At 69.0% G+C, this 18,142-nt stretch carries 15 protein-coding genes and 1 pseudogene; 6 read left to right on the top strand and 10 right to left on the bottom strand.

Translation table 11 applies throughout. The annotated features are described in order from the left end of the window. The first annotated feature begins 24 nt into the window (after positions 1–24). The 3 genes from ACWEO7_RS05925 (at position 25) to ACWEO7_RS05935 (ending at position 3,168) form a co-directional block, all read left to right on the top strand. Positions 25–912 carry an LLM class flavin-dependent oxidoreductase gene (locus tag ACWEO7_RS05925; protein WP_452421155.1) on the top strand — a complete coding sequence of 296 codons (888 nt, stop codon included), beginning with the start codon at positions 25–27 and terminating at the stop codon, positions 910–912. 308 nt (positions 913–1,220) lie between these two features. Next, a complete protein-coding gene (locus ACWEO7_RS05930; protein WP_039802769.1) occupies positions 1,221–2,378 on the top strand; it encodes an FAD-binding oxidoreductase in 1,158 nt (385 codons plus the stop codon). A gap of 28 nt (positions 2,379–2,406) precedes the next feature. Continuing rightward, complete coding sequence (locus ACWEO7_RS05935) at positions 2,407–3,168, top strand: FAD-binding oxidoreductase (RefSeq protein ID WP_355072103.1); 762 nt, start codon at positions 2,407–2,409, stop codon at positions 3,166–3,168. 95 nt (positions 3,169–3,263) lie between these two features. Here ACWEO7_RS05935 and ACWEO7_RS05940 read toward each other — a convergent pair whose 3' ends face one another. From ACWEO7_RS05940 to ACWEO7_RS05965, 6 genes are all read right to left on the bottom strand, one after another. Next, positions 3,264–4,433, bottom strand: coding sequence for an FAD-binding oxidoreductase (locus tag ACWEO7_RS05940; protein ID WP_452421157.1), 1,170 nt, complete (start codon positions 4,431–4,433; stop codon positions 3,264–3,266). Between the two features lie 529 nt (positions 4,434–4,962). Then, positions 4,963–5,382, bottom strand: a complete 420-nt coding sequence (locus ACWEO7_RS05945) for a heat shock protein transcriptional repressor HspR (RefSeq protein ID WP_355071498.1) — start codon at positions 5,380–5,382, stop codon at positions 4,963–4,965. Beyond that, positions 5,382–6,542: a molecular chaperone DnaJ gene (gene dnaJ / locus ACWEO7_RS05950; protein ID WP_450015284.1), complete on the bottom strand. Its 1,161-nt coding sequence runs from the start codon at positions 6,540–6,542 to the stop codon at positions 5,382–5,384. The genes ACWEO7_RS05945 and dnaJ overlap by 1 nt, the downstream gene beginning before the upstream one ends. 24 nt (positions 6,543–6,566) lie before the next feature. Then, complete coding sequence (gene grpE, locus ACWEO7_RS05955; protein ID WP_450015282.1) at positions 6,567–7,217, bottom strand: nucleotide exchange factor GrpE; 651 nt, start codon at positions 7,215–7,217, stop codon at positions 6,567–6,569. Continuing rightward, entirely contained in the window at positions 7,214–9,061 is a 1,848-nt protein-coding gene (gene dnaK, locus ACWEO7_RS05960) for a molecular chaperone DnaK (protein ID WP_355071493.1), read from the bottom strand. Before dnaK ends, grpE begins: the two co-directional genes overlap by 4 nt. A 309-nt stretch (positions 9,062–9,370) precedes the next feature. Then, positions 9,371–9,841, bottom strand: coding sequence for a MarR family winged helix-turn-helix transcriptional regulator (locus ACWEO7_RS05965; protein ID WP_452421159.1), 471 nt, complete (start codon positions 9,839–9,841; stop codon positions 9,371–9,373). Positions 9,842–9,952: 111 nt separating this feature from the next. On the opposite strand from ACWEO7_RS05965, the gene ACWEO7_RS05970 reads away from it, so the two are divergent. The 3 genes from ACWEO7_RS05970 to ACWEO7_RS05980 all read left to right on the top strand — a co-directional run bounded on the left by ACWEO7_RS05970 (position 9,953) and on the right by ACWEO7_RS05980 (position 13,259). Beyond that, positions 9,953–11,656, top strand: a complete 1,704-nt coding sequence (locus tag ACWEO7_RS05970; RefSeq protein ID WP_452421161.1) for an MFS transporter — start codon at positions 9,953–9,955, stop codon at positions 11,654–11,656. Between the two features lie 5 nt (positions 11,657–11,661). Continuing rightward, positions 11,662–11,958, top strand: coding sequence for a hypothetical protein (locus tag ACWEO7_RS05975; protein WP_452421163.1), 297 nt, complete (start codon positions 11,662–11,664; stop codon positions 11,956–11,958). Between the two features lie 137 nt (positions 11,959–12,095). Next, positions 12,096–13,259 carry a zinc-binding dehydrogenase gene (locus tag ACWEO7_RS05980; RefSeq protein WP_452421165.1) on the top strand — a complete coding sequence of 388 codons (1,164 nt, stop codon included), beginning with the start codon at positions 12,096–12,098 and terminating at the stop codon, positions 13,257–13,259. 10 nt (positions 13,260–13,269) lie between these two features. Here ACWEO7_RS05980 and ACWEO7_RS05985 read toward each other — a convergent pair whose 3' ends face one another. The 4 genes and pseudogenes from ACWEO7_RS05985 to ACWEO7_RS06000 all read right to left on the bottom strand — a co-directional run. Next, the gene (locus tag ACWEO7_RS05985) at positions 13,270–13,914 is read right to left on the bottom strand and encodes an endonuclease (RefSeq protein ID WP_452421167.1); all 645 of its coding nucleotides are present in this window, start codon (positions 13,912–13,914) and stop codon (positions 13,270–13,272) included. A 108-nt stretch (positions 13,915–14,022) separates the two neighbouring features. Next, positions 14,023–15,576, bottom strand: a complete 1,554-nt coding sequence (locus ACWEO7_RS05990) for a dynamin family protein (RefSeq protein ID WP_452421169.1) — start codon at positions 15,574–15,576, stop codon at positions 14,023–14,025. Continuing rightward, the gene (locus ACWEO7_RS05995) at positions 15,573–17,435 is read right to left on the bottom strand and encodes a dynamin family protein (protein WP_452421170.1); all 1,863 of its coding nucleotides are present in this window, start codon (positions 17,433–17,435) and stop codon (positions 15,573–15,575) included. The genes ACWEO7_RS05990 and ACWEO7_RS05995 overlap by 4 nt, the downstream gene beginning before the upstream one ends. Positions 17,436–17,472: 37 nt before the next feature. Next, positions 17,473–18,142, bottom strand: a pseudogene (locus ACWEO7_RS06000) (hypothetical protein); the annotation flags it as partial.

Below are 18,142 nucleotides of genomic sequence, written 5' to 3' on the forward strand. Positions count from 1 at the left end.
TCCCGCGAGACCACCAGGAGGTGTGTGACGAGGACTCGACCGCCTCAATTCGGTCTGTTCCTGATCCCGGAGGCCGACGACTTCCGCAGGCTCGCCGAGCCGAGCGTGTACGCCGACGTATCCGGGCTCGACCTGATCGGGATCCAGGACCATCCCTACCAGCGCCGTTTCCTGGACACCTGGACGCTGATCACCGCTCTCGTCGCGCGCACCGAGCGGATCACCTTCTTCCCCGACGTGGCGAACCTGCCGCTGCGCCACCCCGCGCTGCTCGCGAAGTCGGTGGCCTCGCTCGACATCATCAGCGACGGCCGGATCCAGCTCGGTCTCGGCGCGGGCGCGTTCTGGGACGCCGTCGCCGGGATGGGCGGGCCGCGCCGAACCGGCGGCGAGGCGGTCCGCGCCCTGGCCGAGGCGATCGCGGTGATCCGCGCCTTGTGGAGCGACGAGCGATCGGTCCGAGTGCCCGGCGCTTACTATTCCCTGGCGGGCGCGCATCCCGGCCCCCGCCCGCGACACGAGCCCGGCATCTGGCTCGGTGCGCGCGGGCCGCGCATGCTCGAGCTCACCGGACGCGCCGCCGACGGCTGGGTGCCGTCCGCCGCGTGGGCGCCGCCGGAGTTCCTCGCCGAAGCGGGCGAGCGGATCGATGCCGCCGCCGCGGCGGCGGGCCGGGACCCGCTGACGGTGCGGCGGGTGCTGAACGTATCGGGGACCATCACCGCGGACGGGTCCGATCGCGGCTTCCTGGAGGGCCCGCCCCAGCGCTGGGTCGACGACCTGCTCGCCCTGCACCGTGACCAGCGGATCGACGGTTTCGTCTTCTGGCCGACCGAGGGGGAACCGGTCGAGCAGATCCGTCGTTATACCGAGCAGGTCGTGCCTGCGGTGCGTACCGGCGCCGGAACCTGACCGGCCGGAAACGGCATCCTCCGGTCCCGCATCGACGCGGAAATCCGGACCGGCCGGCCCACGGCGGCGGTACCCGACGGGTCAGCGGCATCCGCCGTTTGCCCACCGATTACCGTTTGCCCGGGTCGCACGGCACTCACGGGCGCGGCCGGACGCAGTCCGTCTCCAGCCCGGGCATGGCCGCAGCGAAGGCGAAGGTTCGCTTTATACCCACACGACCACGGCATTTTCGGGGATACTTGTCGGCGGGAGACCGCCGGTAACGGGTATGTCCCCGGGCAGAACTGAGGGAAAGGAAGCTCCACGTCGTGGATGCGCGTTCGGCTGCGCTGGTCCGCGCCAATTTTCGTTCGGTGATCGAGTCGCCGAATGGACCCGAGCGGTTGGTCAGTGCGTTCTACGGACATTTGTTCGCCGAGAACCCACGGTTGCGCGAATTGTTCCCACCCGCCATGGAGATGCAGGCCAAACGGATCGCCACGGCCATCCAGTACGTCCTCGATCACCTGGAGGACTGGGACCGCGCGCAGAAGTTCCTGGAGCAACTCGCTCGCGACCATCGCAAGTACGGCGTGGAGGCCGCGCACTACGACATAGCGGGCCGTGCGCTGCTGGCGGCGTTCCGCGTCTACAACGGCGCGGCGTGGAATCGGAGCCTGGAGGAGGGCTGGCGCGACATCACCATCCTGATCTCCGCGTCCATGGCCATCGGCGCCAACTCCGACAAGTCGCAGCCGGTGTGGGAGGCCACCGTGGTCGGCCATCGCCGCGTGCTGGAGGACCTGGCCATCGTGCGGCTGCAATCCGATGGGCCGGTGCCCTACCAGGCCGGGCAGTACGTGCCGGTCACCATTCCGCAGCGGCCGAAGATGTGGCGCTATTTCTCCCCCGCCATCCCGTCCAACCCGTACGGCGAGATCGAGTTCCACGTGCGCAAGATCCGCGGCGGCTGGGTGAGCCCCGCGATCGTCAACGAGACCAGGGTGGGCGACCGATGGCGGATCGCGGGCCCGCTCGGCGGACTGCACGTCGACCGGGACAGCGGCCGCGACGTGCTCATGATCGGCGCGGGCACCGGCATCGCCCCGCTGCGCGCCCAGCTGATCGAAATGGGTCAGCGCGGCATCAACCCGCGAGTGCACTTCTTCATCGGCGGCCGCTATCCGTGCGACCTGTACGACGTGGAGAACATGTGGCAGCTCTCGCAGAGCAACCCGTGGCTGACCATCGTTCCGGTGTGCGAGCAGAAGACCAACCCGTGGTGGTACCCGCATCCGCCGCAGGACGCACCGTACGGGATGCACCGGCGCCTGATCGGTAACCTTGGCGCCGTGGTCGCGAGCTTCGGCGCGTGGGAAGACCGGCAGATCCAGATCGCCGGCTCGGCCCGGATGATCGCGGACACCCGGCGCGCGCTCATCGCGGTCGGCACGCCGGAGCAGAACATCAGCTGCGACCCTGTGTAAGAAGGAGGCCCCGTTGGGGGATCCGAGCATGCTCGGCAATGGTCATCAGGCGCCGGAGTGGACTTCGACCGTGGTCGGCCATCATCGCCTGCGACACGATCTCGCGGTGATCCGCCTGATCGGGGAGTTCGTGCCGTTCGCCGCCGGACAGTCGGTCGAAGTGCGGGTGCCGCAGCATCCCGGCGTGCGCCGCAGGCTGTCCCCCGCGCTGCCGCCGTCCCTGGACGGCAAACTGGAGTTCCACGTGCGCACGGTGCCTGGCGGCTGGTGCAGCGCCGCGATCGTCGCCGACACCCAGCCGGGCGACGAGTGGCGGATCGGCGCTCCGGCAGGCGGGTTCTGGGTCGACCCCGACGGCGACGAGGTGGTGATGATCGCGGGCGGTACGGGATTGGCGCCCATGCGCGCTCAGATCCTCGAGCTGGCGCGCAAGCCGTCGCCGCCGCCCACCTACCTCTTCGTAGGGGGGCGTTCCCCCCGCGACCTGTACGCCTCGGACATGCTCTACCTGCTGGCCGCCGAATTGCCATGGCTCACGGTGATTCCGGTGGTGGAGAACCCGGAGGATCCGAGCTGGGTCGACGACTGGTACGAGCAGTCCCGCGTCGACATCGGCTTCGCACCCGACGACCTGCTCTACGGCACCCTCGCCGAAGTCCTCGGCTCCCACGGCGCCTTCCTCGAACACCAAGTACTCGTCTGCGGCTCCCCGGCCATGGTCCAAACCACGGTCGACCGCCTCCTCGAAACCGGAACTCCGCCGGAGCGAATCCAATTCGAGGGGCTCTGACCGAACCGTGAACCTGAGCCGAGTGAACTACTCGGCCAGGTCAATGGCACACCCTTGGAGCCGGGCCGCGAACACCCGGCGCCGCAGGCGCCGGACTAATACAACGGGTCGTGACGGATGTTCTTGGCCAGGGTTCCGGCTGCCATGAGGCGGAACTTGGTGGTCTGCACCATCGAGGGTGAACCGACGATCTGCAGGTCGCGGTCGGACCATGCGCCGAAACTGGCGACGACCTTGCCGATCTGGCCGGTGACGCGGGGTTCCAGGCCGGGCCAGGTGGTGCGCGGCTCCTCCGGTTCCGCGTACCACCAGGGGTTTTCGTCGTGCTCGCTCACCGGCGTGACCGTGAGCCAGCGGTTGGCCATCGCCAGCTTGCTCAGGGTCTCCAGGTCGTAGAGGTCGCAGGGATGGTGGCCGCCGACGAACAGATGCACCTTCGGATTGGACCGCCGCATCGCCATCGACATCAGCTGCGCGCGCAGCGGCGCGATCCCGGTGCCGCAGCCGACCATCAGCATCTTGCGTTTGGCGTTGCGCGGAACACCCAGGCCGCCGAGTGGCGAGCCGAGCAGCCATTGGTCGCCGACGACGGTCTGGCCGACGATGGCCGAGCTGACCCAGCCGCCGAGCACGCTGCGGACGTGGAACTCGATCTCACCGTTGGCATTCGCCGGTACGGCGGGCGAGAGATAGCGCCACATGCGCGGCCGCGACGGAACCTGCACGCTCAAGTACTGGCCCGCGGCGTAGCGCATCGGCTGATCCAGTTGCAGCCGGACGACGACCAGGTTGCGCAGCACCTCGCGGCGCTCGATCACCGTGCCGGTCCACACCGACGGCGTGGTCTCCTTCTCCGCCGCGCCGATCATGGTGTCGGAGATGATCTGCAGGCCCTCGTCCCAGGCGCGGTCCACCTCGTCGGTCCACATCTCGGTGCCGGCGAACACCTTCACGGCGTTCTTCAGCGCGGTGGCGACGGCGGCGTAGTGCGCGGGCTGCACGCCGTACTTGCGGTGATCCCTGCCGAGCTGGGCCAGGAAGGGCAGCAGCTTGTCGGGCTCCTCCAACCGGTCCAGCGCATAGGAGATCGCCTTGACCAGGCGGTCGCGCTGGGAGTCCATCGCGGCGGGAAAGAAATCGCGGACGTGCGGGTAGTCGGTGAACAAGATCGCGTAGAACGATCTCGCCAGTTTCTCCGGCCCCCCATCCTCCGCAGCAACCGCCTTGAACGTAGTTCTGATCAAAGCGACAGTGCGTGAATCCATTGGTCTCACAACCCCATTTCGCACTCGTTCACGAACCATGCCGACGAGTGAGGTGCTGCGGGCCACTCGACAGCAGCCGATGGCAAGGAGTGTAGGCGAGGTTTGCCAGCAACGGAATCTTTCGAAGGAACATACCGCGCTCAATTTCGTCTAAACGAGGATCCCCAGGGCGACACGCCAGAGAAACCGACTGTAAGACCAGGGATTCGGCACAAAATCAGTCGCGTGCACACCGAATTGGTAAGGCCCTCTTGCGGAATTACGTCCCGATTGGTCTGTTCTAGCGACTTCAGGGCAACATGGCGCCCACTCGAGGTAGATCGAATCGGGTAGGCCGAACCAGTTACGTAAACTGATCTATGGTGAAATGTCCAGTCGATGCGACAACGAAATATACGATGCCGCACCGCTTCCGCTGAACATGTTCTGGTTTATCTTCAGCAAATCTTTGTGACAATGCCCGCGCACGACGACGGCCCCGGCGCCGGATCGCGATGTGCGACCGAGGCCGGGGCCGTCGTCGTGCCGGTTATCGTCTGCGCTGACCGTCCTCACGACGGTGCCGCGGCTGCCAGACGACCAGCGCGGTACTGCGCTGCTGCGGAGCGAGATCCGGGCGGTACGCCGCCCGCGTCCGCTCCAGCTCGGCCGACAGTTCCGCGACCTGCTGGCGCAGTTCCTCCACCTGATTGGTCAGTTCGATGATGCGCTTGATGCCCGCCAGGTTGACGCCCTCGTCCTGGGAAAGCCGCTGCACCTCGCGCAGCAGCTCCACGTCCCGGGCCGAGTAGCGCCGACCACCGCCCGAAGTACGTTGCGGCGTGACCAGTCCCAGACGGTCATACGTGCGCAGCGTCTGCGCGTGCATGCCGGCCAGCTGGGCCGCGACCGAGATCATGAAGAACTCGGCCCGCGACCCGCCGGACGCGTTCTTCGGTTCGGAGGACATCACGCACCTGCCCATCCCGCACGTGGGTCGAATCCGCCGGCCCGTTCCGCCTCCTGGTAGCGCTTCAGCGCCTCGACGGCGTCGTTGTCCAGCTTCTGCGGAATCGCGACCTTCACCGTCACCAGTAGGTCGCCCGCGCCGCCGCCGCGCTTGGGCACGCCACGGCCGCGTACCCGCAAGGTGCGGCCGTCGGCGGTACCCGGAGGCACCTTGACGCCGACCCGGCCATCCAGAGTGGGTACCGAAACCGTTGTACCGAGGACCAATTCGCTGTAACTGACCGGCAGTACCAGGGTCAGGTCGTCGCCGTTGCGGCCGAAGACCTTGTCCTGGCTGACGTGGACGGTGACATACAGGTCGCCCGAGGGCGCCCCGCGCAGTCCCGCCTCGCCCTGACCGGCCAGCCGGATCCGTTGACCGTCACCGACTCCGGGAGGAATCCGCACCGTGATGGTGCGCGTGCGGTTCTGGATGCCGCTGCCCTGGCAGTCGAGGCACGGGTCGTCGATGATCGACCCGCTGCCCCGGCACTCGTCGCACGGCTCGCTGAAGCCGAACGCGCCCTGGTTGCGGCTGACGATGCCGGTCCCGTTGCAGATCGGGCAGACTCGCGGACTCGTGCCCGGTTTGGCGCCGCTGCCGTGACACGTCGTGCACGGCGAGGGGCTGGTCATCCGCAGCGGGACCGTGACGCCCTGGGCCGCTTCCCGGAAACCGAGCGTCGTCTCGGTCTCCACGTCGGCCCCGCGCCTGGGGCGGCTCGCCGACCGCGTGCCGCCCCGGTTGAACAGACCGCCGAGCAGGTCGCCGAGGCCACCGTCGGCGGCACCGGCGGCGCCGCCGAAGATGTCCCCGAGGTTGAACTCCTGCGAGAAGCCACCACCGGTGCCGCCGCCGAAGCCACCGCGACCGTAGCCGCCACCCGCGAAGAGCTTGCGGGTGTCGTCGTACTCCTTGCGCTTGGCCGGATCCGACAGCACGGCGTGCGCCTCGCTGACGGCCTTGAACCGCTCCTCGGCTTTGGTGTCACCGTGGTTGGCGTCCGGATGCAAGTCCCTGGCGAGCTTGCGATAGGCCTTCTTGATCTCGTCCTGCGAGGCGCCGGAGGAAATACCCAGCTCCTTGTAGAAGTCCTTTTCGATCCACTCCCGTTGGCTCACCGAGCATCTCCTCCTCTCGCGTCCTTATTGATCGTTCGCGCCGGCATCAACATCCGATGCCTCTTCAGTAGGTTGAACAGCGTTTTCCGTCAGATCGGCTACGCCGTCGGTTACCCCGACGAGCGCGTGCCGAAGCACCCTATCGCCGAAGCGATAGCCTTTGCGCATCACAATGCCGATCACCGGGTCGTGGCCGGAGCCCTCGTGCTGCACGGCCTCGTGCAGGGTCGGGTCGAAAGGCTCGCCCTCCGAACCGAACTCCTCGAGGCCCTGCTTGAGCAGCGCGGCCGACAGCTTGTCGGCCACCGACCGCAGCGGGCCCGATTCCAGGTCACCGTGCGCCCGCGCGCGGTCGAGATCGTCGAGCACGCCGAGCAACTCGGTGACCACCGACGCCTTGGCGTTGTCGATGACGGCCTTGCGGTCGCGCTCGACCCGGCGCCGGTAGTTGGCGTACTCGGCGGTCAGTCGCTGCAGGTCGGCGGTGCGCTCGGCGAGCTCGCCGCTGATGGTGTCGGCGAGGACGTCGTCGTTGTCGATGTCCACGCCCTCGCTCACCTGCGGGGCCGCGGCGCCGTTGTCCGCGGCCTGCTGCCTGACTTCACCGGTCTCAGGATCGATCTTCCGGTTGTCGACGAAGGTGATCGGCTCCTTCTCGGAGTTGCCCTCGGTCACTTCTTCTCCGTGTCGACCGGCTCGTCCACGACCTCGGCGTCCACGACCTGGTCATCCGACGCGGCGCTGGTCGCGCCGTCGCCCTGTGCGGCGGCGTCCGCGGCGGAGGCCTCGTAGATGGCCTGGCCGAGCGCCTGCGACTCGGTCGCCAGCTTCTCGACGGCCGCCTTGACCGCGGCGATGTCGGTGCCCTTCAGAGCCTCGTTCGCCTCGGCGATGGCCGCCTCGACCTTGGTCTTGACGTCCGCGGGGACCTTGTCCTCGTTCTCCTTGATGAACTTCTCGGTCTGGTGGACCAGCGACTCGGCCTGGTTGCGGGTCTCCGCCTCCTCGCGACGCGCCTTGTCCTCGGCCGCGTGCGCCTCGGCGTCCTTGACCATCCGATCGATCTCCTCCTTGGACAGGCCGGAGCCGTCCTGGATCTTGATCGTGTTCTCCTTGCCGGTGCCCTTGTCCTTCGCGGTGACGTGCACGATGCCGTTGGCGTCGATGTCGAAGGTGACCTCGATCTGCGGCACGCCGCGCGGGGCGGGCGGGATGCCGGTCAGCTCGAAGGAGCCGAGCAGCTTGTTGTGCGAGGCGATCTCGCGCTCACCCTGGAACACCTGGATCTGCACCGACGGCTGGTTGTCGTCGGCCGTGGTGAAGGTCTCCGAGCGCTTGGTCGGGATGGTGGTGTTGCGCTCGATGAGCTTGGTCATCACGCCGCCCTTGGTCTCGATGCCCAGCGACAGCGGGGTCACGTCGAGCAGCAGGACGTCCTTGACCTCACCCTTGAGCACACCGGCCTGCAGGGCGGCGCCGACGGCGACGACCTCGTCCGGGTTCACGCCCTTGTTGGGCTCCTTGCCACCGGTCAGCTCGCGCACCAGGTCGGTGACGGCGGGCATACGGGTGGAACCGCCGACGAGCACCACGTGGTCGATGTCGGACACCTTGATGCCCGCGTCCTTGATCACGGACTGGAACGGCGCGCGGGTGCGGTCGAGCAGGTCCGAGGTGATCTTCTGGAACTCGGCGCGAGTCAGCTGCTCGTCGAGGAACAGCGGGTTCTTCTCCGCGTCGACGGTGATGTAGGGCAGGTTGATCGAGGTGCTCTGCGAGGAGCTCAGCTCGATCTTGGCCTTCTCGGCGGCCTCACGCAGCCGCTGCATGGCCATCTTGTCCTTGGTCAGGTCGATGCCCGAGCTGGCCTTGAACTTGTCGACCAGCCACTGCACGACCCGCTCGTCCCAGTCGTCACCACCGAGGTGGTTGTCGCCGGAGGTGGCACGGACCTCGACGACGCCCTCGCCGATTTCCAGCAGCGAGACGTCGAAGGTGCCGCCACCGAGGTCGAAGACCAGGATGGTCTGTTCCTTGTCGCCCTTGTCCAAGCCGTAGGCGAGCGCCGCGGCGGTGGGCTCGTTGACGATGCGCAGGACGTTCAGGCCCGCGATCTGGCCTGCTTCCTTCGTGGCCTGCCGCTGGGCGTCCTCGAAGTAGGCGGGCACGGTGATGACCGCGTCGGTGATCTCCTCACCGAGGTAGGACTCCGCGTCGCGCTTGAGCTTCATCAGCACACGCGCGCTGATCTCCTGCGGCGTGTACTTCTTGTCGTCGATGTCCACCGACCAGTCGGTGCCGATGTGCCGCTTGACCGAGCGAATGGTGCGGTCGACGTTGGTGACGGCCTGGTTCTTCGCCGGCTGGCCGACCAGTACCTCGCCGTTCTTCGCGAACGCGACGATCGACGGGGTGGTGCGCGATCCTTCCGAGTTGGCGACGACAACCGGTTCACCGCCTTCGAGAACGGCGACGACCGAGTTCGTGGTCCCGAGGTCGATTCCGACCGCACGAGCCATAGTGGTTCCTCCTAATTGACGTACCGATGTGTGTAGGTGCCGAGCGAAACCGCCCTTGGCGCCCGCTACGGGACGCCGCGAGACCTCGCCCCTAGCACCTCACGGAGCACGGCCCCAGCAACACTGAGCGTGGTCGGCTCAATCCTGCCTCGCAGGAGCCTCGGAGTCAACCGAAACTTGAGTCGTAGACACTCAATATTGTCGAAAGGCTCAACGGGCGACTCGCGCGTTTAATTCCCGGACGGTGACGCACATGCGTGCCTGCCACACACTTCCGGCGCGGCGAGGGAAGCCCCGAAGGGCAGGAGTTCAGCGGGAGAGTCCGGGATGAATGCCCGGTTCCAGCCCGTTCGCCGCCGCGAGCCGCTGCAACAGCCGCAACAAGGTGGCGCGGTCGGCCGCGTCGAATTCGCGCAGCAGGTCGGACTCGAGTCCATCGACGACACGTTGAGCCCGGGCCAGCAGATCATGCGCGGCGGGCAGCAGATAGACGGCGTGCGCCCGGCGGTCAGCCGGATGCTTGCGGCGCTCGACCAGGCCGCGCTTCTCCAGCTCGTCGACCAACCCGACCATCACGTTGCGGTGGATGCCCAGGGTCTCGCACAGCTGCTGCTGCGACTGGCCATCGTGCTCGCGCAGCACGCGCAGCGTGCCGAAATGCCTGGGACCGATACCGAGTGGGGCCAACCCGTCGCTGAAGCGGTACGCGGCGTGGAACCCGAGCTGGCCGAGGAGAAAGGCGACATGGTCGGAAAGCGGCGTCGGATCGGCTTCGGTCACGCCCCGATCGTAGCATTAACGCACCTTTTATGATTGCCATATTGATTGATAATCACTTGAGGTGCATAGTTTGGGAGTCGGTACTTCCCTTCCATTCGAAAGAGGCCCCTCATGGAACCCGACCGCACTACCCGTCCCCCTACCGATTCCCGCCGCTGGATCGCGTTCGCGGTCGTACTCGCCGCGGGATTCATGGACTTGCTCGACGTCACGATCGTCAATGTCGCTGTGCCGAGTATCCAGGCCGATCTGCACGCCGCGTACTCGCAGATCGAATGGATCGTCGCGGCCTACGTGCTCGCCTTCGCCGCCGTGCTGATCACCGGCGGCAGGCTCGGCGACATCTTCGGCCGCAAACGGATCTTCCTGATCGGCATGGCCGGCTTCACGCTCGCCTCGGCGGCCTGCGGCCTGAGCACGGATCCGGCCATGCTGATCGCCGCACGCTTCGTGCAGGGCGCGATGGCCGGGCTCATGGTGCCGCAGATCCTGGCGATCATCCGGGTCACCTTCGCCGAGCACGAGCGCGGGCGGGCCATCGCGCTCTACAGCGGCGTCGGCGGGTCCGCCTCCGCGGTCGGTCTCTCGCTCGGCGGCCTGCTGGTGCAGTGGGACCTGTTCGACCTGGTGTGGCGGCCGATCTTCCTGGTCAACGTCCCGGTGGGCATTCTCGCGTTCGGCGCGGCCGCGGCGGTGATGAAGGAGTCCCGCTCGCCCGCCGCGCCGCGCCTGGACGTGGTCGGCATGATCCTGGCCATCGGCGCGGTGCTCCTGCTCGTCTACCCGCTGGCCGAGGGGCGCAGACTCGACTGGCCCGCTTGGACATTCGTCATGATGGCCGCCTCCGCCGCGACCTGCGCGGTGTTCGTCGCCTATGAGCGGTACCGGGCGCGGACGGTCGGCTCACCCCTGGTCGACTTGACGCTGTTCCGGTCGCGGCCGTTCGCGATCGGGCTGGGCAGCTGGCTGCTGTTCTGGATCGGACTCGGCGGGTTCTTCCTGGTGTGGACGCTGTTCATGCAGGCAGGACTGGGCTGGACGCCGATGCGAGCCGGGCTGACCGCCGTGTTCTTCGCAGTCGGCGCGGGGATCGGCGCCGGAGTCTCGGTGAGCGTGCTCGCGCCGCGGTTCGGTAGGCGGGTGCTGATCGTCGGCGGCCTGGTCAACGCCGCGGGCTTCGGCCTCTACGGCTGGCTGGCCACCCACTACGGCGCGGAGATCGCTTCGTGGCAGATGGTCTTCCCGCTGATCGTCACCGGTGCCGGATTCGGCATGGTGGTCGCGCCGACCATCGACTTGCTGCTCGGCCAGGTGCCCGCGCGGGAAGCGGGCTCGGCGTCCGGTCTGCTCAATACCGGGCAGCAACTCGGCACGGCTCTGGGCGTCGCGCTCGTGGGCGTGGTGTTCTTCACCCAGCTCGACCACGATTCGGCACGCGGGGTCGACACGGTCGCGCCGGAGGTTCGCGCCGAACTCGCCGCGGTAGGCGTGCCCGAGCAGGCGCGGGAGGAGATCCTCGCGAACTTCCGCGCCTGCGTGCTGGATCGGTCCGCGCAGGTCGATCCGACCGTGGTGCCGGACAGCTGCCGGACCAGCGCGGAGCCGGGCTCCAGCGGCGTCGGTCAGGTGCTCACGACGGCGGGCATGCGGGCGAACGCGGTGAACTTCGCGAACACTTTCGAGCGCACCCTCTGGTACGGCATCGGCGTCCTGGCGCTGGTCTGCCTGGGCTTCCTCGCGCTGCCGCGCAGTGCCAAGCTCGAACACCACGACATCGAAATCGATGTGACGGACCCGGAACCGGTAGGTGTGTGAGCGAAATGGACCTTCTGATCATCGGCCGCAGCAGGAACACCGTGGACGCCGCCGTCCAGCGGGTCCGCGCCGCCGGGTTCTCCGCGCGCGGTGTCACCACCGACGACGAGGCGCTCGCGGCGCTCGACACCGGAGAGTTCGCCCATCTGCTGATCGGCGGCGGGGTGGAGAAGAGGTCGCGGCCCGCGCTGAAGGAGGTTGCCGGACGGCACAGTGTCGCTGTGCACGAAGCCCGGCGCCACGGCCGCGACGTCGCCGACTACCTCGAGCAGGAGGTGTACCCGCGGCTGCGCGGCGCTTGACGAAAGCGCAACCGAAAGCGCCTCGGCCCGTTGACCCTACGTCCGAGGCAGCCACAGGGGCGCCCTGCCGCAGTAGGGTGGCGGCGGGGCGTCCCGGCCGAGGCGCCCACCGTGCGCCGTCGATCCGAGGAGTCGCCATGAGGGCCGCCGTCGTCACCGCCGCCGAATTCGAGGTCACGGAACTGCCCACGCCCCGGCCCGGTGCGGGTCAACTGCTGATCGACGTGTCACGCTGCGGTATCTGCGGCTCGGATCTGCATGCCCGCACCCACGCCGACGAACTGGCCGACCTGGCCGTGGCCACGGGCTACGAGCACTTCATGCGTTCGGATCAGAGCGTGGTGCTCGGCCACGAATTCAGCGGCACGGTGGTCGATTACGGGCCGGACTGCCGGAAGAGGTGGAAGACGGGAACGCCGGTGGTATCCCTGCCGATCGTCCGGCACGGCAGGCAACCGCACTTGGTGGGACTGTCGACCGCGGCGCCCGGCGGCTACGCCGAACAGGTGGTGGTCCAGGAATCGATGACCATGCCGGTGCCCAACGGCTTGTCCGCCGAACACGCGGCGTTGACCGAGCCCATGGCCGTGGCCTGGCACGCCGTGCGCCGGGGCCGGGTGGGCAAAGGACAGACCGCGTTCGTCATCGGCTGCGGGCCGATCGGGCTCGCGGTGATCAGCATGCTGAAAGCCGCGGGCGTGCGCACCGTGGTGGCCAGCGACTTCTCGCCGCGCCGACGGGAACTGGCGACGGCGTGCGGCGCCGACGTCGTGGTCGATCCGGCGACCGAATCGCCCTGGACGGCCGCCCCGAAGAAGGGACGGATCAACGGCGTCACCGACATCCTCGGACTCGGATTCGACGCCATGGATCGCCTGCGGCGGGTACCGAACCTGCCGTGGTGGTACGTCTTCCGGCTGGCTCACACATTGAACGCGGGACCGGCCGGTCCGGTCATCTTCGAATGTGTCGGCGTACCGGGAATCATCGACCAGATCCTCACGGCCGCGCCGCCCCTCTCGCGTGTGGTGGTGGTCGGGGTCTGTATGGAGACCGACCGCTTCCATCCCGCCATGGCGATCAACAAGGAGATCGAACTGCGGTTCGTCCTCGGCTACGACCCCGGCGAGTTCCGCGACACCTTGCACATGCTCGCCGAGGGAAAGGTCGACCCGGGCCCCTTGATCACCGGGACCGTCGGACTGGACGGCGTCGCGGCCGCCTTCACCGCCCTCGGCAACCCGGAGCGGCACGCGAAGATCCTGATCGACCCGCGCGGTGCGGGCACCGCGCTGATCTGAGCGCGCTCGGTCAGGGCGCGGCGGCGAGAACCTCGTCGGCGATCTTCTCGTCCAGCGTCACCCGCACCAAGGCCGCGGCGAGATCCGCGGTGTGGTGGTTCGGCGCAAGACGGGCCAGCCGGTCGGGATCCTCCGGCAACCGGACGCGCTTGGCGCCGCGCAGGGCTCGCTCGTCGAAATGAGGCTGGACCCAGGGCCAGGTGTCCTGGACCTCGCGCAGGAAGATGTCGGCGCCGGTGGGGCCGATGCCGTCGAACTCCTGGAGCAGTTCGGCCGCGCGCCGCGGGTCGTCGTCCGCCTTCTTCGCCAGCTCGCGCAGATCGCCGTGGTACCGGTCGAGCACCCGCGTGGCGTTGTGGCCCAGCCTCGTCGCGGTGCTCTCGTCGTAGCGGCGATAGTTTCCCCGCCCCAACGCGTCGACCAGGTCCTGCCAGTCGGCGTCCGCCACCCGGTGCGGCGTCCGATAGCCGCTGCCGAGCAGCTCCCGGGTGGCCCCGATCGCGATCTCGGCGGAGATGCGGGCACTGAGCAGCTGGGAAAGCATGAGCAGCTGGAACAGTGCGGCCGGTTTGTCGTCGAGCGTGATACCCGCTTCCTCGGCATATCCCGTGCCCGCCCGGACGAGCAGTTCGTGTACGACGTCCTCTTGGCTCATCGCTACCTCCTCTCGCTACCAGGGCGCATACCCGGGCCCACGTCGACTACACCGCCCTACACGGCGTGGGTACGACATCCCCGCAGGTCACCGCGCCGCCGGGGCGGATCATTCCGGCAGCACGCTCAGGGTGCCCTCCGCGCTGCGAGCGGCGGTCAGGCAGGCCGTGGCGGTGAACTGGTCGGCGAGCGGGTGACGTGCCCGCGCGCGCCATTTCCGGACCGCGGCCATCGCTTGGGCCCGCTGCGCGGGGAGCGGTGCGTCGAACGGGAGGCCCAGGCGCAGATGGGGCGCGATCCCGGAGCCGCCGATGAGGCGGTGCAGTTCGGCGAGATCGTCCGCAGGCAGCGCCAGTTCGTCGGTGCGCAGGCGGCCGAGCAGGCGCAGCTCGGCGAAACCGTGCACATCCGCCAGCAGGGTGCGCACCCTGGGCAGCAGGCGATCGGCCGGGGTGCCTCGATAGGCGGTCAGCACCCTGGCCAGCGCGGTCAGCGCGGAATGCGCTTTGAGCTGATCGGCGCGCTGACCGAACTGCACGTCGAGCACCGAGCGCAGTTCGTCCACGCCGCTGCGGCTGGTCAATTCGGCGGCCAGCGTGGCCGAATCGCGCACGCCGAGCCGGATCAGCGTGACCGCCATCCGGATGCCGAACAACCCGAACCGCTCGGCCAGCTGCGCGCGCAGCTCCGGCGGCACCGGCAGCGGCACGTCGGCGCGCGCGAAACGGTCCGCCGAGAGCAACGCGGCGCTCAGTTCGTCGACCGGGACCCGCGCCAGCGCCTCGAAAGCCGCGAACTCCTGCTGACGCAGCGTCGCCGCGGCGAACGCGAGCAGGCCGGCGACGGGGATCACCGCCTGGCACAGACCCGTCCGTTCCAATTCCCCGGCGAAACGCGTGGCGACGTCACGCGCCGAGTGCAGCGCATCGATCCGGCCCGCCCCGATCTCATCGGCCCGCGAGACCACGCCGACGATGCCGAGCGGGCCGGGCGCCCCCGGTCCACCATTGGCCACGGCGGTTCCGGCGCCCACGCGTTCGAGAAACTGCACGTCCGTCGCGTCCAGCCGACGCAGCAGGTAGACCACCGCGTCGGCGCCCGGGATGGCGACGCTCTGCTCGGACCGCTCGTCGTCCGCGCCGGGCGTCAGCAGACGCGCGGTGCGCCGCGACACCTCGCGCGACAGCGACGACGTGCCGGGGGTGTCGATGATCGTGGTGTGCGCGAGCGTCGCGGCAGGCCACTCGACTTCGAGATGATCGACCTCGCGTGGAGCAGGGGCGTTCCAGTTGAGCCGGTCCAAGTCGAAGGTCAGCCCGTGCGTCCCGCTGCCGCGGCGGACCACGACATGCGCGCGGGCCCCGTCGGGGGCGTACGCCGTCACGCTGGGTGTGGAGCCGTACCGATACCAGGTGACCACCCTGGTGCACTCGGTCGCGTCGGTCGGGGCGATGTCCTGTCCGACAAGCGAATTCAGCAGTGTGGACTTGCCCGCCTTGATCGAACCGGCGAGCGCTACCCGCAGCGGCTGATCCAATCGGCGGGCGCAGTCGGCCAGCAGGGCACGAGGCCGCGGCTCGCCCGCGAGCGCCGCTTGCGCCGCCCCGACCAGCCGATGCGCCTCGGCGACGATTCCCGGCACCGGGCCACCATCACGTCTCACGGGGTTACCGTACCGGCGGGTCCCATCGGTAGTGCGTTCTGCATGGCATCGGCGTATCGGCGCAGTTCGGCGACCACGCGCAGCTGCTGTTCCAGTTGCGCACCGCGTTCGGCGCGGCGGGTGGCGACCATGGACGCCGCTTCCTGCGCGGCCCGCAGCGACTCGTCGATCGAGCGCAGGCTGCGTTCGGCGACGCCCGCGTAGTGGTCGCGCAACGCGCGGTGGATGCGGTGCAGTCGATCCTTCGACTCCTTGCCCGCCTGGAACGCCACATCGTCGACGAACCGGCGCACCGCCGCCTTCGCCTCGTTGCGCCGCTTGGCCAGCCTGGCCTGCTTGTCGTCCCGGAAAGCCTTGCCGCCCACGATCAAACCGGCGCCGATCGAGATCGGGTTGAGCATGGCGAGCCCGGCGAAGGTGGTGGCCAGCCCGACCATGAGCACGCCGCCGTAGGAGCCGCGCATGCCGACGAGCAGTTTGCTGCCGAGACCGATGTCGGGTTCCAGATCGGCGAGCGTGCCGGTGATGGCGCGGCCGGTGTCGGCGCCCGCGCCGGGGCGCACGTCCGGCAGATCGACGGCGCCGAGTTCGGAGAAGTGGTCCGCGACGCGCTCGGCGAGTTGAATCGCTCGCGCGTGGGTCCACAGCAGATTGTCGCCGAGCGCGGTATCGACGGTGCCCGTGAGGTGTTCGGCGATACGGTCCCAGTGCCTGCCCGGATCGTGCTCGTCGATCCATTCCTCGGTGGTGCGCGCGAGATTGCGCAGACGGTCGCGCAGGTCATGGTCGACGTCACCGGCCAGGTCGGTGATGCCGTCGGCCAGCGTCTGCTGCCAGGCGGCGGTCCTGCGGTGCAGTTCCTCCGCCGCGGAACGGGCGGATTGCAGCTCGCGCACCGCCGCCGCGCCCTGGGCGGGATCGCGGACCGCGACCAGCTCACTGCCCAGAGCCAGCGCGAGATGCTCTGCCGCGGAGCGGATGTCGCGGGCCACGGCGGTGCGGGTGGCGAGCTGATCGCGCGCCACCACCTGGTCGCGCAGGAAGGTGTACAGCACGCCGAAGCCGGATTCGACGCCCAGCTGCGCGTCCTGCAACCGCATCGCGTGGCTGCGCAGCAGCGACGACACCGGGATCATCGGCACGTCGAGGCGGGCCCGCGCGAGATGGCCCAGATCGGCCTCGTGCACCTGGCGCCAGTGCGGGTACAGGTCGGTCTTGGTGAGCAGCAGCGCCACCGTCGGGCACAGTTCCCGCACCTGCCGCAGGAACGCCAGCTCGGGCTCGGTGAGTTCGGTCGACGCGTCCGACAACACCAGGACCGCGTCCGCGGCGGGCACCATTCCGAGCACGCCCGCCGCGTGGGCGTTGCCGTGCCCGCCGACGCCGGGAGTATCGATCAGCACGATGCCGTCGGCCAGCAACGCGTTGGGGATCTGGACCTCGAGCCGCACGATCCGACGTCCTTGCGCGAGCGGGGCGCGCTGATCGATCGCACCGATCTCGGCGATCGGCACCGCCACCCTGGTCTCCGCGCCGCTGGAGTCGCCGTGCGCAGCGAGGACCAGCTCCGCGCGCGGCTCGGGACCGTGCGCGAGCAGCATCGGCACCGCGGTGGTGGCGTCGTCGCCCACCGGGCAGATGTCCAGGTTCAGCAGCGCGTTGACGAAACGGCTCTTGCCCTGGTCCAGCTGCCCTGCGACGATGATGCGCCGCCGCGGGTCGCGGACCCGGTCGGCCGCCACTTCGAGGCGGCCGACCAGATCGTTGCGGCCCGCGGCACGGGCCGCCGCGATGGTTTCACCGAGTACCGACAGCAGCGGTACCGCCGGTGGAGTGGCGTTCGGCACGGGTGTCCCCATCGCGGCATGGACCTCTTTCCGTATTACCGGGCAACTGTCAGTGCAGGAATGTATCGCCACCCAGCTCGCCGCCCGCCGAACCGCTCAACTCCGTGCCCGTGTGGGTGTCTCCGAACAGGCCCGCGTCGGTATGGCCGCCCGCGGTGCTGTCCAAGCCCGAACCGAAGGCGCTCGACACGTCCAGCGAGGACCAGGTGTGCGCGGTCGAGCCGACGCTGCCGCCGAGACCGGCGCCCGTGTCGACGGCACCGTGCGCCGCGCCGCCTGCCGAGCCCGCCAGTCCGGCGCCCGCGTCCGCCGCGCCGCCCACGGTCGAGTGCGCCGCACCGCTGAGGCCGCCCGTTGCGTCGAGACCCGAGGACAGGCCGGAGGCCGCGTGCGAACCGACGCCGATACCGCTGTCCAGACTCGAACCGAGATGCGCTCCCGCGCTGGACGCGCCTTCCAGACCACTCGACAGACCCGCGCCCGCGCTGCCCGCAGCGCCGAGACCGGTCGACAAGCCGGTCTCCAAACCCGAACCAGCCGCACCCTCGATCCCCGTGGAGAGACCGGAGGCCGCGTGCGAACCGACGCCGATGCCGCTGTCCAGACTCGAACCGAGATGCGCTCCCGCGCTGGACGCGCCTTCCAGACCACTCGACAGACCCGCGCCCGCGCTGCCCGCAGCGCCGAGACCGGTCGACAAGCCGGTCTCCAAACCCGAA

This window comes from Nocardia sp. NPDC004260, from assembly GCF_053603155.1.